The organism is Streptomyces sp. AJS327, from assembly GCF_013450295.1.
GTDB lineage: Bacteria > Actinomycetota > Actinomycetes > Streptomycetales > Streptomycetaceae > Streptomyces.
The window spans coordinates 789,635-810,658 of the sequence record NZ_SKBR01000004.1; the positions used below are offsets into that span (position 1 = coordinate 789,635).

A 21,024-nucleotide genomic window follows, 5' to 3' on the forward strand; every position below is an offset into this window, starting at 1 on the left:
CACGACGGAACGGCGGGAGGGGCATGAGCACCATGCACGACACCTGGACAGGCGGCGAACAGCGGACGAGCCCCGGACGGCTGCCGGGCACCAGCCCGCACGGCCCCGCGAGCGGCGCCCCGGGCGGTTCCCCGGCCGGGGAACCCGCCCTCCCGGCCGGTCCCCGGAGGTCGGCGGTGGCCACCGTGCTGCTGGCGCCCGTCTCCGGCCGTACCTGGCGCGAGTACCTGTACGTGCTGACCAGCTTCCCGTTCGCCATCCTCAGCTTCGTCTACGCGCTGGTGACGCTGATGCTGGGCGTCGGACTGCTGATCACCTTCATCGGTATCCCGGTCCTCGCGGTGAGCCTGCTGGGCTGCCGGGTCATCGGCTGGATGGAACGGGGCCGCGCCCGCGCCCTGCTGGACCTGGACGTCGCGGAGCCGGAGCCGGTCCGCGCGCTCCAGCGCGGTGAGGGGCTGACCGCCAGGGTCAGCGCGGTGCTGCGCAGCGGCTCCGCCTGGCGGAACCTGCTCTACACCCAACTGCACTTCCCCTGGGCGCTGTTCACCTTCGTGATGTGGCTGACGACCCTGCTCGTCGGCTGGGCCGCGGCGCTCTACCCGGCCTGGCACTGGGTGCACCCGGCCTACATGGACCAGCCGGGTATGGAGATGTGGCCCGGCCCGGACGGCAACACCTGGTACCTGGACAGCACCCCGGAGATCTGGCTGACCAGCGGCATCGGGCTGCTCGTCGTGCTGCTGACCCCCTGGCTGACGCACGGGCTGACGAGCGTGGACCGGCTGCTGGTGGCCGGACTGCTCGGGCCGTCCCGGCTGGCGACCCGGATGTGGGAGCTGGAGTCGGACCGGGGGACGGTGGTGGACACCGCCGCCGCCGACCTGCGCCGGATCGAACGCGACCTGCACGACGGCGCCCAGGCCCGGCTCGTCGCCCTCGCCATGGACCTCGGGCTGGCGAAGGAGAAGCTGCTGGAGGACCCGGAGGCCGCCGCCGAGATGGTCGGCGAGGCGCACGGCGAGGTGAAGCTGGCCATCGAGGAGCTGCGGGACCTGGCCCGCGGTATCCACCCGGCCATCCTCACCGACCGCGGGCTCGGCCCCGCCCTCTCCGCGCTGGCCTCGCGCTGCACCGCGACCGTCTCGGTCACGGTCGAGCTGGACGAGCGTCCGGCGCAGGCCATCGAGGGGATGGCGTACTTCACCGTCTCGGAGCTGCTCCAGAACGTCAGCAAGCACGCGCGGGCCGAGCGGGCGTGGGTCGACGTGTGGCGGTCCAGCGACCGGCTGTTCCTCCAGGTCTCGGACGACGGGCGCGGCGGAGCGAGCGCCGGGGGCCCGGCCAGCGGCCCGGGCGGCTCCGGCGGGTCGGGGCTCACCGGGCTCGCCGAGCGGCTGGACGCGGTGGACGGGCTGCTGGTCGTCGACTCCCCGGAGGGCGGCCCCACCCGCATCACCGCCGAACTCCCCTGGCGCTGACGCCCGTTGGGGGGCTTGGCGGGCACCACCGCCGAGCCCCAAGGGGGATCCACCGGATCCACCGGATCCACCGGATCCACCGAGGCCCGCCGCGCCCGCGGCGGGCCTTCCGCCGCCCGGCGCCGGTCCGCCAGCGGGCGGATCGGCGGGCGGATCGGTGGGCCGCATCGGCAGGAGATGGCGGCGGCTGGGCGTCGGGCTGGGGTACCCAGGGGGTGATAACCCCACCGGGCCTTCCACGATCTGAGATGCTGGGGGCGCCGCCGACCCGGGCACGCGCCGTGGGGGTGGGGTGGTGCCCAAGGATCACGGGAGTCCGGAGAGTCCGGAGAGCCGAAGGGCGCCGGAGAGTGGGGACTCAAGGTGCGGGTGGTCATCGCGGAGGATTCCGTGTTGCTGCGGGAGGGGCTGCGCAGGCTTCTCACCGACCGCGGCCACGAGGTCATCGCGGGGGTGGGTGACGGCGAGGCACTGGTGAAGACGGTGGCGGAGTTCGCCGCGGCCGGCGAGCCGCCCGACGTGGTCGTCGCGGACGTGCGCATGCCGCCCAGCCACACCGACGAGGGGGTGCGGGCCGCGATCCGGCTCCGCGCCGCGCACGGTGATCTCGGAGTGCTGGTGCTCTCGCAGTACGTCGAGGAGCAGTACGCCACCGAGCTGCTGGCGGGCTCCAGCCGGGGCGTGGGCTACCTGCTGAAGGACCGGGTCGCGGACGTCCGCGAGTTCGTCGACGCGGTGGTGCGTGTCGCGGAGGGCGGGACCGCGCTCGACCCGGAGGTGGTCGCGCAGCTGCTCGGCCGCAGCCGCAAGCAGGACACGCTGGCGGGTCTGACGCCGCGCGAGCGCGAGGTGCTCGGGCTGATGGCCGAGGGCCGCACCAACTCCGCCATCGCCCAGGAGCTGGTGGTCAGCCACGGAGCGGTGGAGAAGCACGTCAGCAACATCTTCCTGAAGCTCGGGCTCTCGCAGAGTGACGCGGATCACCGAAGGGTGCTCGCCGTGCTGACGTATCTGAACTCGTGACCCCGCGCCGGGTGGCGCCAGGCGGCGCCCCCGGCCGAGGCCCCAGGTCACGGGCGGTCTCCAGCCCCACCGAGGTGGCGGAGGGCGGACCCGGTGACCGGGGCGCACGGGGGTGGTGCGACACGGAGCGCCGTGGGGGACGGACGAAGCGTCTCGAAACCGCGTCCGACATATGACCACCCTCGGGAAGGTAACCCTTACCAACGTACGATGGCTGGCGAGCCGCCGCCTTGAGGGAGGACCGACACCGTGACCAGTCAGGTCAGTAGCCCAGCCGGGCAGCAGCCGTCCGTCGGGACGGCTGAGAGCGCCGGGAAGGAGGTGCGGCGCCTGGAGCGGGTGATCATCCGGTTCGCCGGCGACTCCGGCGACGGCATGCAGCTGACGGGCGACCGCTTCACCTCGGAGACGGCGACGTTCGGTAACGACCTCTCGACCCTGCCGAACTTCCCCGCCGAGATCCGCGCCCCCGCCGGGACCCTGCCCGGCGTCTCCAGCTTCCAGCTGCACTTCGCCGACCACGACATCCTCACCCCGGGTGACGCGCCGGACGTGCTCGTCGCGATGAACCCGGCGGCGCTCAAGGCCAACATCGGGGACGTCCCGCGCGGCGCCGAGATCATCGTCAACACCGACGAGTTCACCAAGCGCGCCATGACGAAGGTGGGGTACGACGCCAGCCCGCTGGAGGACGGCTCGCTCGACGGCTACCGCGTCCACCAGGTCCCGCTGACCACGCTCACCGTCGAGGCGCTCAAGGACTACGACCTGGGGCGCAAGGAGGCGGGCCGCTCGAAGAACATGTTCGCGCTCGGCCTGCTCTCCTGGATGTACAACCGGCCCACGGAACAGACCGAGGCGTTCCTGAGCGCCAAGTTCGCCAAGAAGCCCGAGGTCGCCCAGGCGAACATCACCGCCTTCCGGGCGGGCTGGAACTTCGGCGAGACCACCGAGGACTTCGCGGTCTCCTACGAGGTCGCGCCCGCGACCTCCGCGTTCCCGCCCGGCACCTACCGCAACATCTCCGGCAACCTCGCGCTCGCCTACGGGCTGATCGCCGCCGGACAGCAGGCCGACCTGCCGCTCTTCCTCGGCTCCTACCCCATCACCCCGGCCTCCGACGTGCTGCACGAGCTGAGCAAGCACAAGAACTTCGGGGTGCGCACCTTCCAGGCGGAGGACGAGATCGCCGGGATCGGGGCCGCGCTCGGCGCGGCCTTCGGCGGCTCCCTGGCGGTCACCACCACCTCCGGCCCCGGCGTCGCGCTGAAGTCGGAGACCATCGGACTGGCCGTCTCCATGGAGCTGCCGCTGCTGGTCGTCGACATCCAGCGGGGCGGCCCGTCCACCGGCCTGCCCACCAAGACCGAACAGGCCGACCTGCTCCAGGCGATGTACGGCCGGAACGGCGAGGCGCCGGTGCCGATCGTCGCGCCGTGCACCCCGGCCGACTGCTTCACCGCCGCGCTGGACGCCGCGCGGATCGCGCTCACCTACCGCACCCCGGTGTTCCTGCTGAGCGACGGCTACCTCGCCAACGGCTCGGAGCCCTGGCGCGTCCCGGAGCTGGACGAACTCCCGGACCTGCGCGTGCGGTTCGCCACCGGCCCGAACCACACGCTGGACGACGGCACCGAGGTCTTCTGGCCCTTCAAGCGTGACCCGCACACCCTCGCCCGCCCCTGGGCGGTGCCCGGCACCCCCGGTCTCGAACACCGCATCGGCGGCATCGAGAAGCAGGACGGCAGCGGCAACATCTCCTACGACCCGAAGAACCACGACTTCATGGTCCGCACCCGGCAGGCCAAGGTGGACGGCGTGGAGGTGCCGGAGCTGGCGGTCGACGACCCGTCCGGCGCGGCCCGGCTGCTGGTGCTCGGCTGGGGCTCGACCTACGGGCCGATCACCGCCGCGGTACGCCGGGTGCGCCGCTCCGGGCAGCACATCGCCCAGGCCCACCTGCGCAACCTCAACCCGTTCCCCGCGAACCTCGGCGAGGTCCTGCGCCGCTACGACAAGGTCGTCGTGCCCGAGATGAACCTGGGGCAGCTGGCCACCCTGGTCCGCGCCCGCTACCTCGTGGACGCCCAGTCGCACACCCAGGTGCGCGGACTGCCCTTCAAGGCGGAAGAGCTCGCCACCGTTCTCAAGGAGGCCATCGGAAATGGCTGAGACCCTCACCGAGCGGCCGGAGACCCCCGGGCCCGGAGCGCTGTCCCTGGTGCCCAAGGCCGAGGGCAAGCAGACGATGAAGGACTTCAAGTCCGACCAGGAGGTCCGCTGGTGCCCCGGCTGCGGTGACTACGCGGTCCTCGCGGCCGTGCAGGGCTTCATGCCCGAGCTGGGGCTGGCGAAGGAGAACATCTGCTTCGTCTCCGGCATCGGCTGCTCCTCCCGCTTCCCGTACTACATGAACACCTACGGGATGCACTCCATCCACGGCCGTGCCCCGTCGATCGCCACCGGCCTCGCGGCGGCGCGGCAGGACCTCAGCGTCTGGGTGGTCACCGGGGACGGCGACGCGCTGTCCATCGGCGGCAACCACCTGATCCACGCCCTGCGGCGAAACGTCAACCTCAAGATCCTGCTCTTCAACAACCGGATCTACGGGCTGACCAAGGGCCAGTACAGCCCGACCTCCGAACCGGGGAAGATCACCAAGTCCACGCCGATGGGCTCGCTGGACGCGCCGTTCAACCCCATCTCGCTCGCGCTCGGCGCGGAGGCCAGCTTCGTCGCCCGCACCGTCGACTCCGACCGCAAGCACCTCACCGGGGTGCTGCGGGCCGCCGCCGACCACCCGGGCACCGCGCTGGTGGAGATCTACCAGAACTGCAACATCTTCAACGACGGTGCGTTCGAGGCGCTGAAGGACCAACAGCAGGCCCAGGAGGCCGTGATCCGGCTGGAGCACGGCGAGCCGATCCGCTTCGGCGTCCCCGCGGAGGACGGCCTCGGCTCGCAGGGCGTCGTCCGCGACCCGGCCAGCGGCGAACTGAGCGTGGTGGACGTCTCGGCGGAGAACGCGGGCCGCCGGGCGGACGTCCTGCTGCACGACGCGCACGCGCCCTCGCCCGGCACCGCGTTCGCGCTCTCCCGGCTGGCCGACCCGGACACCCTGTACCGCACCCCGATCGGTGTGCTCCGGGACGTCCAACGCCCGGTCTACGAGCGGCAGATGGCCGACCAGCTGGAGCTGGCGGTCGAGCGGAAGGGCAAGGGCGACCTCGGCGCGCTGCTCGCCGGGAACGACACCTGGACGGTCGCCGGCTGACCGCCGGAGCACCGCCAGCCGGTGCCAAGCCGCCCCGCGCACAGGGCGGTTGGCACCCGAGACGGACGGTGGGGCCGGGCGTCACCCGCTGACGCCCGGCCCCACCGCTCTCCCGCCCGCCCCGGGCCCACCGGGGCCGCACCCCACCCGGGACCAGGCCACCGGGACCAGGGCGCCCCGGATCACCAGCGCCGTCAGCACCGTCACACTGGTACGGCGATGACAGGACAGGTGGTGCCCGCTACCGTCAGAGCGAGCGGCGGCGAGCCCGGGAGGACGCATGGCAGCCCAGGAGACACCCACCGAGCAGCGCAGCGGCCTGCTCTACGGCTTCGGCGCGTACGGACTCTGGGGCCTCCTCCCGCTCTACTGGCACGCGTTGAGCGCCACCGGCTCCCTGGAGGTCCTCGCCCACCGCATGCTGTGGTCGCTGCCGACCGCCCTCGTCATCCTGACGCTCCTGCGCCGCTGGAGCTGGATACGCCCGCTGCTGCGACAGCCCCGCAAACTGGCCCTCATCGCCCTCGGCAGCGCCCTGATCGCCCTGAACTGGGGCCTGTTCATCTGGTCCGTCGAGACCGGCCGGGTACTGGAGTCCTCCCTCGGCTACTTCATCAACCCGCTGGTCTCCATCGGCTTCGGCGTCCTGCTCCTCCGGGAACGGCTCCGCACCGCCCAGTGGGCGGCCGTCGGCGTCGGGGCGCTCGCCGTCGCCGTGATGACCTTCGCCTACGGACGGCTCCCCTGGCTCTCCCTCACCCTGGCCTTCACCTTCGCCACCTACGGACTCATCAAGAAGCGCGTCGCGCTGGACGGGGTGGAGGGCTTCAGCGCCGAGACCGTCGTCCAGTTCCTGCCCGCGGTGGCCTTCCTGGCCGTCGTCGGCGCCCGCGGTGACTCCGGCTTCACCGCCGAAGGACCCGTCCACGCCCTGCTGCTGGCCCTCTCCGGACTCGCCACGGCCCTGCCTCTGATCTTCTTCGGCGCCGCCGCCGTCCGGCTGCCGCTCTCCACCATCGGGCTGCTCCAGTACACCACCCCCGCCTCGATGTTCCTGCTCGGCGTCTTCGCCTTCCACGAGGACATGCCGCCGGAGCGGCTCGCCGGGTTCGCGCTGGTGTGGCTCGCCCTGACCATCCTCACCTGGGACGCGCTGCGCACCGCCCGCCGCGGCCGCGCCCGCCTCCGCGCCGCCCGCGCCGCCGCGGCCACCACGCCCCCCACGCCGACGCCGCTCGCCCCCACCGAGGAAGCCGCCCCGGCCTCTCCGACCCCGCCGGGCCCCACCGCCACCCCGAACTGACCACGCCCGCAGTTCCGTGGAATCCGGCTCGCTCTGGACGGGCGGGGGTTCCGACCCGAGGCGGATCCAACTGCCTTCAGATAGGCAGGAGTTGGGAGGGATCAGGCGGAGGCCGCCAGGCGAACGGGCAGTGCCGGCCGGACGAGCGCGGATTTCCCCGGGCCAGCCCAACTCCCCTGGAGGGGCGGCGATTCCGGCCCGACGAGGCGGACTCCCGTCAGGTGACCGGGGATTGGCGATCGGGGGTTGGCGACCCGGGGACCGGCGGCGGGCGACAGCGGCCGGGTGAGCGTAGAACCATTCTGCCCCCGGACACGGCCCGCTGTCCTCGCCTTCACGGACGATCTTGTGCGGCCCTCCGGCGCCTACGCTCGATCCGCCCCTCCCGCACGGACTCGCGTGACAGAACGGAGCGTCCCGCCATGCCCTTCTCGCCCTCCGCCACCCCGGCCGACCGGTACGTCCACCACGACGGCGTCGACCTCGCCGTACGCGACCACGGCGGGGACGGCCCCCCACTGCTGCTCCTGCACGGCGCCGGACGGACCCTGGCGGACTGGACGCTGGTGGCGCCCCTGCTGACCGCCCGGCACCGCGTGCTCGCGCTGGACCTACGCGCCCACGGCCACTCCGCCTCCGGTCACTCCGGCTCCGACCGCTGGAGCATCCCCGCCGTCCTCGACGACGTCGAGGCCGTCCTGGACGCGTTCGGGCTGCCGCACGCCGTACCCGTCGGGCACTCCCTCGGCGGGATGATCGCCGCGTGCTACGCCCTGGACCGTCCGGCCACCCCCGCCGCCGTCAACCTCGACGGCCACGGCTACGGCGAGCCGGGGCGGTACCCCGGGCTGGACCCCGAGTACGTGGCCCAACGACTCGCGGAGATACGGCGGTTCGCAGCCCAGGCGGCGGGCCGGGAGCTGGCCCCGGAGGAGTGCGAGGCCGTCCTCGCCCACCAGGCCACCACCGCCGCGTCCCTGGGCATCGACCCGGTGCTGATGGACACGGCGACCCGCCGAGGACTCGCCGGCGACGCGGACGGGCCCCGCCACCTGCGCCCCGAGCGCGAGTCGGCGCTCGCCATGCTGGCGGAGATGGACGCGCTCGACCTCTTCGCGCTCTACCCGCGTCTGCGGTGCCCCCTGTTCATCTGCCGCGCCACCCGCCCCAACCCCTCCACACCCGGCCTGCCCTGGTTCGACGAACTGATGGCCGCCCACGCCACCGGACTCGACCGGGACCTGACCGAACTCGCCCTGGCCCACCCGCACATCACCGTCGACACCATCGACGCCACCCACGCCCTGCTCCTGGAGGCGCCCGGGGCGGTGGCCGACCACATCCTCACCTTCACCACCCACCACCTCCCCTGACCCCAAGCCCGTTCGCCCCGGCACCCACCATCAGCCCCAGCCCCCTCACCACGAGACACGGACGGGGCGGTGCGGCTCAACTGGGCTGGGGGGCGGTCGGGTTGGGGTTGACGGTGGGGAGTCGGAGCAAAACATTCCGTAAGTTTCCGCTCCGAGCTGTGCACGAATCGCCATCGGCGGACGCTATGAGTAGCAGAAGGTGCAGTCAGCGCCTCCGGGGCCTGGATGCGACTTGGGATTCGCGTGGGTGGTGAGCCGCGCCCGTCACGCACGGGCGGGCCACGGAGCGCCGGGACGGAACCGGTTCGGTGAAGTCCGGCTCTCCCGACGTGAGTTCGGCGCCGTCACGCGCCGGTCCGAGGACGTGCCACGGAGAGGGTCCGGAACGACGACGGAGAGGACCAGGCGGTCCCGTGATGTACGAGCTGGAAGATGTTGCAAGGGATCTGGTGATCGCCGCACTCGCCGTGCGGGTGTTCGGCCCCGCCGTGCTCGCCCTGCTGCGCCGCGTGGCCGCCGCGGGCGTACGGGCCGGTGTGACGGAGATGAGCCGCCGGGTGCCGGAGAAGGGAGGACGACCGTGACGGAGGAATCCTCGACGGCTCGGGCGGGCAGCGCGGACGTCCAGCAACTCCCGCTGGACTTCTCGGTGTTCCACCAGATGCACCGTCCGGTGTACGTGCGCTGGGCGGCCCGGTACCTGAGCTGCCGGGCGGACGCGGAGGAGGCCGTGGACGACGCGTTCCTCGCGCTGTTACGGATCTGGCCGAAGGTCCTCAGCTTCGAGAACCCGGCCGCCTACGCCTGGTCCGTGCTGAAGAACCGCGTCATCGACCACGCGCGCGCCCGGGGGCGGCGGCCCTCGCTGATGGACGCCGCCACCTTCGACACCGTCGCCCTGCGCACGGCCACCGACCCGATCGGGGAGCTGGAGGAGCACCTCCATCTCTTCCGCGCCATAGGCGAACTGCCGCCCCGCCAGCAGGACGTGGTCGTGCTGCTGCACTGTGAGGGCTACAGCACCGCCGAGGTCGCCAGCCACCTGGGGATCACCGACGCGGGCGTCCGCTCGATCGACCGGTACGCCAAACGCCGCCTGCGTGAGGTGCTGGGCACCCCGGAGCGCGCCACGGACGCCCCGGAGCGTGCGACGGACACCCCCCGGGAGTCGTCGGCACCGCGATCCGAGGGAGCCGCCGAAGCGGCGGAACGAGTCGAAGAAGAAGGGAAAAAGAGCCGGTGACCGACCACATCGACCACCTCCTGGCCAAAGCACGTCTGACACCGACCGTTCCCTACACCCAGGCGGACATCGACGCCGCCGAGCGGCGCATCGCGGCCTGGGCCGCCAGCCCCGCCCCGCCGGCGTCCGTACCGTCGGCGTCCGTACCGTCGGCGTCCGTACCGTCGGCGTCCGTACCGTCGGCGCGCGCCGACGGGGAGACGGAGGCGCCCGGCACCGGATGGCCCCACCCCGGACGGATCCCGGTGGGCGGCCGCGGCCAGGAGGAGCAGGCGGCCCGCGCGCTCCGCGCGCTCTGCGAGGCGTTCCTGACCCGTCCGGGCGTCCTGCGGCAGCTGGGGGACTTCCTGGAGACGCCGCTGCCCGAGCCGTCGAGCGCGCGGGTCCTGGCGGGCGTCCTCTACCTGGCGGCCTCCGAGGACAGCGCGCGCTTCTGGTGGCAGTACGCCGCGGGCGCCTCGGACGCCGTCTCCTCCTACTGCCTCTCGCTGTACCACCGTTCCTTCGGGGAGGAGGACGAGGCGGACTGGTGGCTGGACCACACCCACATCACCACCGCCACGCTGGGGGAGGAGGCCACCAAGGTGGAGATCGCCAACACGCTCCAGATCCTGACCGCGCTCCGCCGTGACCGCTCGCTCCCGACGGTGCTGCACGCCCTGGTCGAGTACATCCCGGACACCGTCGGCTTCGTGGACGAGGACCTCGATCTGCCGCTGCCGGACGGGAGACTGGAGGTGCTGGTGGACGTCGCGATCGGCGGGGAGCGGACCGCCCGGTCCGGTGTTTCCGAGCCCGGCGACGCGGCCCCGGAGGGGCGCACCCCGCTGCCCGCCCGGAAGCCCCGGCTCCGGCAGGGCGACCGGCGGCACGGGGAGGGGCAGCGCCTCCAGGCCAGCCCCTGCGTGGAGGACGCCCTCCGGGAGTGCGACGCGACGGTGGCGCACTGAGACGGCCAGCCGTGCCGCCCGCCCGCGCCGTCTCCCGCCCGCGCCGTCCCCGGGGCCGCGCCGTCACCGCGTCTCCCGTCCGTCCGGCCATCCTTTCGGTGGACGTTCACCACGCCGCGCACGGGGGAGACAGCTCTCCAGCGGGGGGACGAACTCCCCGTGGGGGAGAGGACTTCAGCCCCCGGACACGGGAAGGCGGTGGCGCGGTGCCGTCGGTACATCGAGGCGGATCCGCCGGGTCGGACGGATCTGCCGGTACGGCCGGGTCGGGAACAGCGGCCGGGGTGACGCGGAAGCGGGACGCGGGCCCGCGCCCGGTGGGATGGGCCGGGCGCCCCGGGGACAGCCCGCTCCGGGCCGGGCGGGGGAGGGGACACCGCCGGTGGTCCGGGGCGCGCGGACTCGCGCTCTGTGGCGTGGTGCTGGCGCTGCTGGCCACCGCCTGTCAGGGGGAGGAGAGCCAGGGGGCCGCGGGCCGCTCGCCGTTCACCGGAAAGCGGGTGGACCCGGAGCGCGAGACCGGGGTGCTCGCGGTGAAGGTGGACAACGTCGGTCCGGCTCGGCCACACACCGGCCTGGAACGAGCCGACCTGGTCTATGTCGAGCAGGTCGAGTCGGGGCTGAGCCGGATCCTGGCCGTCTTCTCCTCCCGTCTGCCGGAGCGCGTCGGACCGGTGCGCAGCGCCCGCGAGTCCGACCTGGAACTACTGCGGCAGTTCGGCGATCCGGCCCTGGCCTACTCCGGCGTCCAGTCGAAGCTGCGGCCCACGCTGGAGCGGGCCCCGCTGCACCCCGTGCCGCCCGGGCAGCTGGGCGACGGCTACTCGCGGGCCGCCGACCGCCCCGCCCCGCACAACCTGTACGTCGACCCGAGCCGAGCGCTGCGCGCCGCGACCGGCGCCGCCACGCCGCGGGACATCGGCTTCCGCTTCGGCGCCCCGCCGGAGGGCGGCGAGCGGCTCGCCCAGCAGACCGTCCGCTATCCGGCGGCCCGCCTCACCTTCGACTGGTCGCGGTCCGAGGACCGGTGGCTCGTGTCGATGGACGGCGACCCCGCCCGCGTCCGGGGCGGTGACCGGCTCGGCGCCCCCACCGTGGTGGTGCAGTACGTGACGATCCGGCCCTCCCGCTTCCGGGACAGCTCGGGCAGCGTCACCCCGTACACCGAGACCGTCGGCTCCGGAACGGCGAAGGTGCTGCGCGGCGGGAGGAGTTACGCGGCCGAGTGGCGGCGCCCCTCGGCGGAGAGCGGCACGACCTTCCAGGACGCGGACGGCGAGCGCCTCGCCTTCGCCCGCGGCCCGGTCTGGATCGTCCTGGCTCCCGCGCCCTGAGCCCCGCGCGCCCCGCGTTCGAGGGGCGCGCGGAAGCGGTCAGCGGGCGACGGCGGCGACGGCCACCGGAATCGGGGTCGTTCCGCCGACCAGTTCCAGGGTCAGCCCGGCCGTGCTCGGCGTGTCCAGCAGCGCGACCAGCACCGCCGCCACGTCGTCCCGGGTGACCTCGGAGTGCCCGGTCTCCCCGGCGAGTTGGACCCGCCCGGTGCCGGGGCCGTTGGTCAGGCGGCCGGGGCGGAGCACCGTCCAGTCGAGCGCGGACCGCGCCCGGATGTCGTCGTCGGCCTCGCCCTTGGCGCGCAGGTAGGCGGCGAAGACCGGGTCGACTCCCTCGGGGCCGCCGTCGAAGTCGGGGTCGGCCCGCATGGCGGAGACGACGAGGAACCGGCGCACCCCGGCCCGCTCGGCGGCGTCGGCGAAGAGCACGGCCGCGCCGCGGTCCACCGTCTGCTTGCGTGGTACGCCGCTGCCCGGGCCCGCGCCCGCCGCGAAGACCGCGGCGTCGGCGTCGGCCAGATGGGCGGCGACGTCCTCGACGCTCGCGGTCTCCAGGTCACAGACGACGGGTTCGGCCCCGGCGGAGAGCAGCGCCCCGGCCTGTTCCGGGCGGCGGATGACGCCCGCCACCGCGTCCCCCCGCCCGGACAGCAGCTTCTCCAGGCGCAGTGCGATCTGACCGTGTCCCCCTGCGATGACTGTGCGCATGGTCCGACGGTACGTCCTCAGCCCTGTGCCTGCCGAGGCAGCCCGGGGGACGCGGGGCGCGCGGACGGTGTGACGTCGCAGAACTCCCGAACCGCGCTGGTCCGGGCGACGATGCGGCCCCGGTGGATCACCAGCCGGCTGTAGCCCAGCGAGAGCGCGGCGGGCAGCTGGGCGCCGCGCACCGCCAGCAGTTCGGCGGGGAAGCCCGCCTCCACCCGCACCTCGGGCAGCCCCATCGCGGCCCTGGCCCGGGAGCTGACCGCGGCGTACGCGGCGGCCGGTCCCGCCTCGCCCCGGCAGGCCAGCTGGTAGGCGGCCTCCAGCGGGTCGCCGCGGGCCACCTCGTTGGCGGCGTCCCGGATCGCCCCGCTGCCCGCGGCGACCGGCACCCCGGCCGCGGTCAGCAGCCGTACCGGCGCGGTGGCCGCCCCGCGCTCCGGCGGCCGCCCGCGAACCCCACAGTCGCCCTGCGGCAGGACGACGACGGTCATCCCGGCGGCGGCCAGCTGGTCCGCGGCGCGCCGGGCCACCTCCGCCGGCAGCCGGGACAGCCCGCCGCACGGGCCGATCGTCACGCCGGTCCGGAGCCCGCCGGTGGCGGCCGCGAGCCGCGCGAGGCGGGCCGGGTCGTCCCCCTCGGTGTGCAGGTCGACGGCGCAGCCGTGCTCGGCGGCCACCTCCACCACGGTCTCGGCGTAGCCGCTCGGGTCCGGGTCGAGGTCGGGGCAGCCGCCGAGGGCGCCCGCGCCCAGCTTCGCCGCGTCCCGCAGGGCGGCTCGCCCGTCGGCTCCGGCGACGCCGGTGAGCAGTCGGGGCACCGCCACCGTGGTGAGTCGGGTGAGGCCGGTCAGCGCCTCGGCCGTCCGGAGGACGGCCTCCAGCGCGTGGAGCCCCGTCACGTCGCCGACGCGCACATGGCTGCGGACGGCGGTGGCGCCGTGGCTGAGCTGGAGCAGCGCGGCCTCGGTGGCCCGGCGGCGCGGGTCGTCCGGGCGGCCGGCGGCGCCGGGGGGCGGGGCGGTGAGGGCGGTGTCGTAGTGGGCGTGCGGTTCGGCGGGCGCGGGGAGCAGCAGGTACCCCGAGAGGTCGACGTCCGAGGGGCCGGGGTTCCGGGCGGGGGCGAGGCTGCCCGCCGTACCGACCGCCTCGATCCGGCCGCCGCCGACGCGTACGTCGACCGCCCTGCCGTCCGCGAGCCGGGCGCCGCACAGCACGAGCGTGCCGGGCTCTGGTGGCTGGCGGTCGGACATCGGGCTCCCACGGTCGCGTGGGGTCGAGAGTAGGGCCGCGTCGCGGGGTTGGGCGCGGAGCAACGCCTCCGCGCCCAACCGGCCCGAATAGTCGTAAGAGCGGCGGGGCGGCGGCCCGGACGGGAGGCCGGGGTGCCCGAGAGGGCGGGGTGTCCGGGGATCGTCAGTGGCTCTCGTGGCGCCGGGGGCGCGGCGTGGCCGCCGTGGTGGGGTCCGGCGGGCGGCCGGGAGAATGCTGGGGTCAGAGGGGTTGTGCGGGGGTCCCCGCGTCCCTAACGGATTTCACGTTTGGAGCGCGGCGGTGTAGTGTCTTCACCGCTCGCCCCAATAGCTCAGTCGGCAGAGCGTCTCCATGGTAAGGAGAAGGTCAACGGTTCGATTCCGTTTTGGGGCTCTGATGTGACTCCCCCACCGTCAGGTGGGGGTCGCCGCATCGTGGCGGTGTAGCTCAGTCGGTAGAGCAAGCGGCTCATAATCGCTGTGTCACCGGTTCAAGTCCGGTCACCGCTACTCACTGAAAGTAGCCGGTTGTGGGCTCGATCCTCCGATCGGCTACTCTTTTTGCGTTAATCGTCTGTCCGTTCGTCAAGGAGCACTCACGTGGCTGCCACCGACGTCCGCCCGAAGATCACGCTGGCATGCGTTGAGTGCAAGGAGCGGAACTACATCACGAAGAAGAACCGGCGGAACAACCCGGACCGCATGGAGATGAAGAAGTACTGCCCGCGGTGCAACAGCCACACGGCGCACCGCGAGACGCGCTGACCCATCGCGTTATCCGGAGTGGACCGTCGTCCACCCCAGGGTTGTGACGAGGCCGCCCCCGATACCGGGGGCGGCCTCGTGCCGTCCGGACACCGATCCGCTCCCGGCGTTCGCGCACCCGGCCCCGGAGCCACCGCGCTCCCGGCGCCGGTCTTCCCGCACCCGCTGTCACAGGAGGTGCCGTATGGCACTAGATCAGTCCTTCGTCGGCCGGACCTACCCGCCGGGCCGCCCCTACGAGGTCGGACGGGAGAAGATCCGTGAGTTCGCGCGCGCCATCGGGGACGAGAACCCGGCCTACGTCGACCCGGAGGCCGCGCGGGCGCTCGGCCATCCGGACGTGATCGCTCCGCCCACCTTCGCGATCGTCCTGACCATGGAGGACTCGGAGCAGGTCACCCACGACCCCCAGCTCGGGCTCGACTACAGCCGTGTGGTGCACGGTGACCAGAAGTTCGCCTTCGCCCGGCCGGTCCGCGCCGGGGACGTGCTCACCGTCACCTCCACCATCGAGGGGATCAAGTCCCTCGCGGGCAACGACATCCTGGACGTGCGCGGGGACGTGGTGGACGCGGCGGGCGAGCTCGTCGTGACGGTGTACACCAAACTGGTCGCGCGGGACACCGCGGCCGAGGGGGCGTGACGGAGATGACAGCCAAGGTCGCCTACGCCGATGTCGAGGTCGGCACGGAACTCCCGGGACAGACCTTCCCGGTGAACCGGGAGGCGCTGGTCCGGTACGCCGGTGCCTCCGGGGACTTCAACCCCATTCACTGGAACGAGCGGTTCGCGCACGCCGTGGGCCTGCCGGACGTCATCGCGCACGGCATGTTCACCATGGCCCAGGCGATCCGGGTGGTCACCGACTGGACGGGCGACCCGGCCGCGGTCGTGGAGTACGGGGTGCGCTTCTCCCGGCCCGTCGTGGTGCCTGAGGGGGACAAGGGGACGGCCGTCGAGGTCACCGCCAAGGTCGCCGCGAAACTGGACGACGAGGCGCGGACCGTCCGGGTCGACCTGGTCGCGAAGCACGACGACCGCAAGGTGCTCGGCATGTCCCGCGCGGTGGTCGCCCTCGGCTGAGCCCGCCCCGCGCGTGCGCCCGGGCGCACGGCGGCTCCCGGTCCGCCCGGGGGCCGCCGCGGGACCGTCTCGTAAGCTGGACCGCGTGCCAGAACCCCATGTTGACCACGGTGCGCCGCTCGCGCCGCTGACCACCTTCCGGCTCGGCGGCCCCGCCGCCCGGCTCGTGACCGCCACCACCGACGACGAGGTGGTCGCGGTCGTCCGGGACGCCGATGAGCGGGGCGTCCCGCTGCTGCTCGTCGGCGGCGGCAGCAACCTCGTCATCGCGGACGAGGGCTTCGCGGGCACCGCGCTGCGGATCGCCACCACCGGGCTCGACCTGACCGGCGGCGCCCTCGAACTCGCGGCGGGCGAGAACTGGTCGGCCGCCGTCGCGCACACCGTCGAGGCGGGGTTGGCGGGCATCGAGTGCCTGGCGGGCATCCCCGGCTCGGCCGGAGCGACCCCGATCCAGAACGTCGGGGCGTACGGCCAGGAGGTCTCCTCCACGGTCACCGAGGTCGTGGCGTACGACCGCAGGGAGCGCCGGACGCGCACCCTGCCCAACGCCGACTGCGGCTTCGCCTACCGGCACAGCCGGTTCAAGGCGGACCCCGAGCGCTACGTGGTGCTGCGGGTTCGCTTCGCGCTGGAGGACGCCGACGGGCTCTCGGCCCCCCTGCGGTACGCCGAGGCGGCGCGCGCCCTGGGCGTCGAGCCGGGCGAATGCGCCCCTGTGGCGGCGGTGCGCGAGTCCGTACTGAAACTCCGCGCTGGCAAGGGCATGGTGCTCGACCCGGAGGACCACGACACCTGGTCGGCGGGCTCCTTCTTCACCAACCCCATCCTGGACGAGGCCGAGTTCGCGGCCTTCCTGGAACGGGCGCGGCGGCGCCTCGGGCCCGGGGCCGAACCGCCCGCCTACCCCGCGGGCGAGGGCCGGACCAAGACCTCCGCGGCCTGGCTCATCGACCGGGCCGGATTCACCAAGGGGTACGGCACGGGCCCGGCCCGGATCTCCGGCAAGCACACCCTCGCGCTCACCAACCGCGGCGAGGCCAGCACCGCCGACCTGCTCGACCTCGCCCGGCACGTCCGGGACGGCGTGCGGGAGGCGTTCGGCGTCACGCTCGTCAACGAACCGGTGCTTATCGGCTGCGCGCTCTAGGCCCCCGCCCGCCGCGCCGCCCGTCCGGACGCTCCGCCCGCCAGCCGGCGCACGCCCGGCGCCCCGGGCGCTGCACCCGCCGGGTCACGCCGCCACGCCCACGACCTGCCGTACCGTCGCCGCCTCGTCCACCATGGCCAGCATCGCGTGGGCCAGGTCCGCCCGGGCGATGCGGTGGCTGCGCGGCACGGCGCCGCCCATCGACCGCTGGTAACTCCCGCTCAGCGACTCGTCGGTGAGCTGCGGCGGGCGCACGATCGTCCACTCCACGGAACTCTCGCGGATCACCGCCTCCATCGCGGCGAGGTCCGCGTACACCTCCCGGAACACTCGCCGCACCAGGGGCGCGAGAGTGACCCGGAACAGCGGGTTCTCCCCGGGCGGCGTGGGACCCACGGGGACGGCGCTCACGCCCAGGTACCGCGGCACCCCCTCGGCCTCCAGCGCCCGGAGTATCGCCCGGGTTCCCCGGGACGCGATCCCCGCCGTCCTGTTGCCGGTGGCGCCGAGGGCGGAGAGCGCGACGTCCCTGCCGCGCACCGCCGGGCGCAACGTCGCGTCGTCCGTCACCTCGGCGGTCACGATCTCCAGCCGTTCGTGTCGGACGTCCAGTCTGCCCGGGTCGCGTACGACGGCGGTGACCTCGTGGCCCGCGTCCAGGGCCTGTCGCACCAGCTGCGTGCCGGTGCCGCCGGTCGCCCCGAAAACCGTGCAGCGCATGACGTCTCCTCAGGTTGGTAAGTACTCACTCACTGCTTGCTAGGGTGAGTGAATGCCCACCCCGAAGTCAACGCGTGACCGCATCCTCGACGCGGCCGAGCGGCTGCTGCGCACCGCTGGCCTGGCGCGGACCACCACCAAGGAGATCGCCCGGGAGACCGGCTGCTCCGAGGCCGCGCTCTACAAGCACTTCGTCAGCAAGGAGGAGATCTTCGTCGGGGTGATGCGCGAACGGCTCCCACGCCTCAACCCCCTGCTCGACGAGTTGGTGGCCGCCCCGAAGCGCGCCACTCCGCACGGCCCCGGACAGCGGGGGGATCTGGGGGAGTCGGGAGAGGGGGCGGCCGACGACGAACGGTCCGTCGAGCGGAACCTCACCGAGATCGCCCGGGTCGCCGCCCACTTCTACGAACGGTCCGTGCCCATAACGGCGTCCCTCTTCGCCGAACCCCAGCTCAAGAAGCGGCACTTCGCGGGCGTACGGCAACTCGGCGCGGGCCCGCACACCCCGATCGCGGCGCTCGCCGACTACCTGCGCGCGGAGCGGGCCGCGGGACGGGTGGCGGCCGACGCCGACCCGGACGCGGCGGCGGCGCTGCTGCTCGGCGCCTGCGCGCAGCGCGCCTTCCTCTGTGACTTCGCGGCCGGGGAGACCCTCGACCAGCCGATCGAGGAGTTCGCCGCCGGGCTCGCCAGAACCGTGCTCCGGGGAATCAGCCCCGGCTGACGCGCCGTCCAGAAGCGGACCGGGTCAGTCGGCTTCCGTCAGCCACCGGTCGATATCGGTCAGTGTCTCGTCGAGCGTCTCCGGCGGCATCACCGAGGCGCGGACCGACTGCCGTGCCAGCTCCGCGAGTTCCCCGTCGGTGAAGCCGTGCGACCGCCGGGCGATCTCGTACTGGGCGGCCAGCCGGGAGCCGAAGAGCAGCGGGTCGTCGGCGCCCAGCGCGATCGGCACGCCCGCGTCCCACAGCCGCCGCAGCGGCACGTCCTCCGCCTTCTCGTAGACCCCCAGCGCCACGTTGGAGGCCGGGCACACCTCGCAGGTCACCCCACGCTCCGCCAGCCGCGACAGCAGTACGGGGTCCTCGGCGGCGCGCACGCCGTGCCCGACGCGTCCGGCGCGCAGATCGTCCAGGCAGTCCCGGACGCTGCCGGGGCCGGAGAGTTCGCCGCCGTGCGGGGCGGCCAGCAGCCCACCCTCCCGGGCGATGGTGAAGGCGCGGTCGAAGTCCCGCGCGAAACCACGTCGTTCGTCGTTGGAGAGGCCGAAACCGATCACCCCCCGCTCCCGGTAGCGCACCGCGAGCCGGGCGAGCGTACGGGCGTCCAGCGGGTGCTTCATCCGGTTCGCCGCGACCACGACCCGCATGCCCAGGCCCGTCTCCCGGGAGGCGGACTCCACCGCGTCCAGGATGACCTCCAGCGCCGGGGTCAGACCCCCCAGCCGGGGCGCGTACGAGGTGGGGTCGACCTGGATCTCCAGCCAGCGCGAGCCGTCCCGCACGTCCTCCTCGGCCGCCTCCCGCACCAGCCGCTGGATGTCCTCCGGGGAGCGTAGACAGGAGCGGGCGATGTCGTACAGCCGCTGGAAGCGGAACCAGCCGCGCTCGTCGGTGGCGCGCAGCTGGGGCGGCTCGCCCCCGCTCAGTGCCTCCGGGAGGTGGACTCCGTACTTGTCGGCCAGCTCCAGCAGCGTGCTGGGGCGCATGGAGCCGGTGAAGTGCAGATGCAGATGGGCTTTGGGCAGGTCACGAACGGGCCGACGGGCCTCGTCCGGGGTGCGGTGGGCCTCCACGCCAGAGTGCAGCATCCCCAGATCTTGCCGCATCGTCTCGGAACTCCGGAAGCCGCCCTTACCTGAACGAGCGCTGATCCGAATAGACGACCGGCACCGCCAGGGAGCCGTGACCGCTCCGGTCCGACCGATCCGGTCCGACCGAGGGCGGAGGGCCAGGGGCCGCCCCTCGCGGCCGTCCGAAGTCCCGGAGGCCCGCCGCGCGTTGGCACGGCGGGCCTCTCAGCTCGCGGGGGCAGCGGACATCACCCCGTGGACGGTCGGTGGCGTCAACGGGGCGCTCAGTGGTCACCCGGTGGGCGAGCGGAACGCGCCCGAGGGGCGCGGTCTCAGTCGCGCGCCTCCCCGAGCAGCGACTGTAGCCGGGAGACGCCCTCGACCAGGTCCTCGTCGCCCAGCGCGTAGGAGAGCCGCAGATAGCCGGGGGTGCCGAAGGCCTCACCCGGCACCACCGCGACCTCGGCCTCCTCCAGGATCAGCTCGGCCAGCTCCACGCTCGTTCCCGGACGCCTGCCCCGGATCTCCTTGCCCAGCAGCGCCTTGACCGACGGGTACGCGTAGAACGCGCCCTCCGGCTCCGGGCAGACCACGCCCTCGATCTCGTTCAGCATCCGCACGATGGTCTGCCGACGGCGGTCGAACGCCACCCGCATCGCCTCCGCCTCGGCCAGGCCACCCGAGACGGCGGCGAGCGCGGCGGCCTGCGCGACGTTGCTCACGTTGGAGGTCGCGTGCGACTGGAGGTTCGTCGCCGCCTTGACCACGTCCTGCGGACCCAGCACCCAGCCGACCCGCCAGCCGGTCATCGCGTAGGTCTTCGCGATGCCGTTCACCACCACACAGCGGTCCCGCAGCTCCGGCACGACCACCGGCAGCGAGGTGAACTCGGCGTCGCCGTAGACCAGGTGCTCGTAGATCTCGTCGGTGAGCACCCAGAGCCCGTGCTCCGCCGCCCAGCGGCCGACGGCCTCCACCTCGGCGCGCGGGTAGACCGCACCGGTCGGGTTCGACGGCGAGACGAACAGCAGCACCTTCGTGCGCTCCGTACGCGCCGCCTCCAACTGCTCGACGCTCACCCGGTAGCCGGTCGTCTCGTCGGCCACCACCGGCACCGGCACGCCGCCCGCCAGCCGGATCGACTCCGGGTAGGTCGTCCAGTACGGAGCGGGGACGATGACCTCGTCGCCCGGGTCCAGGAGGGTGGCGAACGCCTCGTAGATCGCCTGCTTACCGCCGTTGGTCACCAGGACCTGCGAGACGTCGACCTCGTACCCGGAGTCACGCCGCGTCTTCTCGACGATCGCGGCCTTCAGCTCGGGCAGCCCGCCCGCCGGGGTGTAGCGGTGGAAACGCGGCTCGGAGCAGGCCGTGACGGCCGCCTCGACGATGGAGCTGGGGGTTGGGAAGTCCGGCTCACCGGCGCCGAATCCGATCACGGGCCGTCCCGCGGCCTTCAGAGCCTTCGCCTTGGCGTCGACGGCGAGGGTCGCGGACTCCGAGATGGCGCCGACGCGGGCGGACACGCGGCGCTCGGCGGACGAATGTGCGGATGGTGTCGCAGGGGTCATA

20 protein-coding genes and 2 tRNA genes are annotated in these 21,024 nt (G+C 73.5%); 17 read left to right on the forward strand and 5 right to left on the reverse strand.

Features of this window, described 5'->3' with window-relative positions; translation table 11 throughout:
* The first annotated feature begins 23 nt into the window (after nucleotides 1–23).
* The 10 genes from E0L36_RS25235 to E0L36_RS25280 all read left to right on the forward strand — a co-directional run bounded on the left by E0L36_RS25235 (nucleotide 24) and on the right by E0L36_RS25280 (nucleotide 11,981).
* Nucleotides 24–1,481, forward strand: coding sequence for a sensor histidine kinase (locus tag E0L36_RS25235; protein ID WP_258016554.1), 1,458 nt, complete (start codon nucleotides 24–26; stop codon nucleotides 1,479–1,481).
* A gap of 363 nt (nucleotides 1,482–1,844) precedes the next feature.
* Nucleotides 1,845–2,504, forward strand: a complete 660-nt coding sequence (locus E0L36_RS25240) for a response regulator transcription factor (protein ID WP_308416929.1) — start codon at nucleotides 1,845–1,847, stop codon at nucleotides 2,502–2,504.
* A gap of 249 nt (nucleotides 2,505–2,753) precedes the next feature.
* Nucleotides 2,754–4,676 carry a 2-oxoacid:acceptor oxidoreductase subunit alpha gene (locus E0L36_RS25245; RefSeq protein WP_180931545.1) on the forward strand — a complete coding sequence of 641 codons (1,923 nt, stop codon included), beginning with the start codon at nucleotides 2,754–2,756 and terminating at the stop codon, nucleotides 4,674–4,676.
* Nucleotides 4,669–5,778 carry a 2-oxoacid:ferredoxin oxidoreductase subunit beta gene (locus E0L36_RS25250; RefSeq protein WP_180931546.1) on the forward strand — a complete coding sequence of 370 codons (1,110 nt, stop codon included), beginning with the start codon at nucleotides 4,669–4,671 and terminating at the stop codon, nucleotides 5,776–5,778. The genes E0L36_RS25245 and E0L36_RS25250 overlap by 8 nt, the downstream gene beginning before the upstream one ends.
* Before the next feature lie 280 nt (nucleotides 5,779–6,058).
* Nucleotides 6,059–7,081, forward strand: coding sequence for an EamA family transporter RarD (gene rarD / locus E0L36_RS25255; protein ID WP_180931547.1), 1,023 nt, complete (start codon nucleotides 6,059–6,061; stop codon nucleotides 7,079–7,081).
* Nucleotides 7,082–7,503: 422 nt separating this feature from the next.
* Complete coding sequence (locus E0L36_RS25260; RefSeq protein WP_180931548.1) at nucleotides 7,504–8,454, forward strand: alpha/beta fold hydrolase; 951 nt, start codon at nucleotides 7,504–7,506, stop codon at nucleotides 8,452–8,454.
* Nucleotides 8,455–8,870: 416 nt separating this feature from the next.
* Complete coding sequence (locus E0L36_RS25265; RefSeq protein ID WP_180931549.1) at nucleotides 8,871–9,038, forward strand: hypothetical protein; 168 nt, start codon at nucleotides 8,871–8,873, stop codon at nucleotides 9,036–9,038.
* Complete coding sequence (locus E0L36_RS25270; protein WP_308416930.1) at nucleotides 9,035–9,697, forward strand: sigma-70 family RNA polymerase sigma factor; 663 nt, start codon at nucleotides 9,035–9,037, stop codon at nucleotides 9,695–9,697. Before E0L36_RS25265 ends, E0L36_RS25270 begins: the two co-directional genes overlap by 4 nt.
* Entirely contained in the window at nucleotides 9,694–10,647 is a 954-nt protein-coding gene (locus tag E0L36_RS25275) for a hypothetical protein (protein WP_180931550.1), read from the forward strand. Before E0L36_RS25270 ends, E0L36_RS25275 begins: the two co-directional genes overlap by 4 nt.
* Nucleotides 10,648–11,063: 416 nt before the next feature.
* Nucleotides 11,064–11,981, forward strand: coding sequence for a DUF3048 domain-containing protein (locus E0L36_RS25280; RefSeq protein WP_180931551.1), 918 nt, complete (start codon nucleotides 11,064–11,066; stop codon nucleotides 11,979–11,981).
* Nucleotides 11,982–12,020: 39 nt separating this feature from the next.
* Here the strand turns inward: E0L36_RS25280 and E0L36_RS25285 are convergent, their stop codons facing one another.
* Both E0L36_RS25285 and E0L36_RS25290 read right to left on the reverse strand, forming a co-directional pair.
* A complete protein-coding gene (locus E0L36_RS25285) occupies nucleotides 12,021–12,689 on the reverse strand; it encodes an NAD(P)H-binding protein (RefSeq protein WP_180931552.1) in 669 nt (222 codons plus the stop codon).
* 17 nt (nucleotides 12,690–12,706) lie between these two features.
* Entirely contained in the window at nucleotides 12,707–13,939 is a 1,233-nt protein-coding gene (locus E0L36_RS25290; protein WP_180931553.1) for an amidohydrolase family protein, read from the reverse strand.
* Between the two features lie 321 nt (nucleotides 13,940–14,260).
* Here E0L36_RS25290 and E0L36_RS25295 point away from each other — a divergent pair.
* The 6 genes from E0L36_RS25295 (at nucleotide 14,261) to E0L36_RS25320 (ending at nucleotide 16,937) form a co-directional block, all read left to right on the forward strand.
* Nucleotides 14,261–14,333: transfer RNA gene (locus E0L36_RS25295), tRNA-Thr, on the forward strand.
* 43 nt (nucleotides 14,334–14,376) lie between these two features.
* Nucleotides 14,377–14,449: transfer RNA gene (locus E0L36_RS25300), tRNA-Met, on the forward strand.
* Between the two features lie 90 nt (nucleotides 14,450–14,539).
* Nucleotides 14,540–14,704: a 50S ribosomal protein L33 gene (gene rpmG, locus E0L36_RS25305; RefSeq protein WP_180931554.1), complete on the forward strand. Its 165-nt coding sequence runs from the start codon at nucleotides 14,540–14,542 to the stop codon at nucleotides 14,702–14,704.
* 184 nt (nucleotides 14,705–14,888) lie between these two features.
* On the forward strand, nucleotides 14,889–15,347 hold the full coding sequence (locus E0L36_RS25310; protein ID WP_180931555.1) for a MaoC family dehydratase N-terminal domain-containing protein: 459 nt from the start codon (nucleotides 14,889–14,891) through the stop codon (nucleotides 15,345–15,347).
* Nucleotides 15,348–15,352: 5 nt separating this feature from the next.
* A complete protein-coding gene (locus E0L36_RS25315; protein ID WP_180931723.1) occupies nucleotides 15,353–15,787 on the forward strand; it encodes a MaoC family dehydratase in 435 nt (144 codons plus the stop codon).
* A gap of 76 nt (nucleotides 15,788–15,863) precedes the next feature.
* Nucleotides 15,864–16,937 carry a UDP-N-acetylmuramate dehydrogenase gene (locus tag E0L36_RS25320; protein ID WP_219637100.1) on the forward strand — a complete coding sequence of 358 codons (1,074 nt, stop codon included), beginning with the start codon at nucleotides 15,864–15,866 and terminating at the stop codon, nucleotides 16,935–16,937.
* A gap of 84 nt (nucleotides 16,938–17,021) precedes the next feature.
* Here the strand turns inward: E0L36_RS25320 and E0L36_RS25325 are convergent, their stop codons facing one another.
* The gene (locus tag E0L36_RS25325) at nucleotides 17,022–17,657 is read right to left on the reverse strand and encodes an NAD(P)-dependent oxidoreductase (RefSeq protein WP_180931557.1); all 636 of its coding nucleotides are present in this window, start codon (nucleotides 17,655–17,657) and stop codon (nucleotides 17,022–17,024) included.
* Nucleotides 17,658–17,709: 52 nt separating this feature from the next.
* Between E0L36_RS25325 and E0L36_RS25330 the strand changes: the two genes are divergently transcribed.
* Entirely contained in the window at nucleotides 17,710–18,384 is a 675-nt protein-coding gene (locus E0L36_RS25330; protein ID WP_180931558.1) for a TetR/AcrR family transcriptional regulator, read from the forward strand.
* 24 nt (nucleotides 18,385–18,408) lie between these two features.
* Here the strand turns inward: E0L36_RS25330 and E0L36_RS25335 are convergent, their stop codons facing one another.
* Nucleotides 18,409–19,470 carry an adenosine deaminase gene (locus tag E0L36_RS25335; RefSeq protein ID WP_180931559.1) on the reverse strand — a complete coding sequence of 354 codons (1,062 nt, stop codon included), beginning with the start codon at nucleotides 19,468–19,470 and terminating at the stop codon, nucleotides 18,409–18,411.
* A gap of 314 nt (nucleotides 19,471–19,784) precedes the next feature.
* On the reverse strand, nucleotides 19,785–21,023 hold the full coding sequence (locus E0L36_RS25340) for a pyridoxal phosphate-dependent aminotransferase (protein WP_180931560.1): 1,239 nt from the start codon (nucleotides 21,021–21,023) through the stop codon (nucleotides 19,785–19,787).
* Nucleotide 21,024: the final 1 nt, after the last annotated feature.

What these genes read in the sequence shown, in the direction of transcription:
- E0L36_RS25235 (WP_258016554.1), top strand. Translation starts at nt 24, where the DNA reads ATGAGCACCATGCACGACACCTGGACAGGCGGCGAACAGCGGACGAGC.
- E0L36_RS25250 (WP_180931546.1), top strand. Translation starts at nt 4,669, where the DNA reads ATGGCTGAGACCCTCACCGAGCGGCCGGAGACCCCCGGGCCCGGAGCG.
- rarD (WP_180931547.1), top strand. Translation starts at nt 6,059, where the DNA reads ATGGCAGCCCAGGAGACACCCACCGAGCAGCGCAGCGGCCTGCTCTAC.
- E0L36_RS25260 (WP_180931548.1), top strand. Translation starts at nt 7,504, where the DNA reads ATGCCCTTCTCGCCCTCCGCCACCCCGGCCGACCGGTACGTCCACCAC.
- E0L36_RS25265 (WP_180931549.1), top strand. Translation starts at nt 8,871, where the DNA reads ATGTACGAGCTGGAAGATGTTGCAAGGGATCTGGTGATCGCCGCACTC.
- E0L36_RS25285 (WP_180931552.1), bottom strand. Translation starts at nt 12,689, where the DNA reads ATGCGCACAGTCATCGCAGGGGGACACGGTCAGATCGCACTGCGCCTG.
- E0L36_RS25290 (WP_180931553.1), bottom strand. Translation starts at nt 13,939, where the DNA reads ATGTCCGACCGCCAGCCACCAGAGCCCGGCACGCTCGTGCTGTGCGGC.
- E0L36_RS25310 (WP_180931555.1), top strand. Translation starts at nt 14,889, where the DNA reads ATGGCACTAGATCAGTCCTTCGTCGGCCGGACCTACCCGCCGGGCCGC.
- E0L36_RS25315 (WP_180931723.1), top strand. Translation starts at nt 15,353, where the DNA reads ATGACAGCCAAGGTCGCCTACGCCGATGTCGAGGTCGGCACGGAACTC.
- E0L36_RS25325 (WP_180931557.1), bottom strand. Translation starts at nt 17,657, where the DNA reads ATGCGCTGCACGGTTTTCGGGGCGACCGGCGGCACCGGCACGCAGCTG.
- E0L36_RS25330 (WP_180931558.1), top strand. Translation starts at nt 17,710, where the DNA reads ATGCCCACCCCGAAGTCAACGCGTGACCGCATCCTCGACGCGGCCGAG.
- E0L36_RS25335 (WP_180931559.1), bottom strand. Translation starts at nt 19,470, where the DNA reads ATGCTGCACTCTGGCGTGGAGGCCCACCGCACCCCGGACGAGGCCCGT.
- E0L36_RS25340 (WP_180931560.1), bottom strand. Translation starts at nt 21,023, where the DNA reads ATGACCCCTGCGACACCATCCGCACATTCGTCCGCCGAGCGCCGCGTG.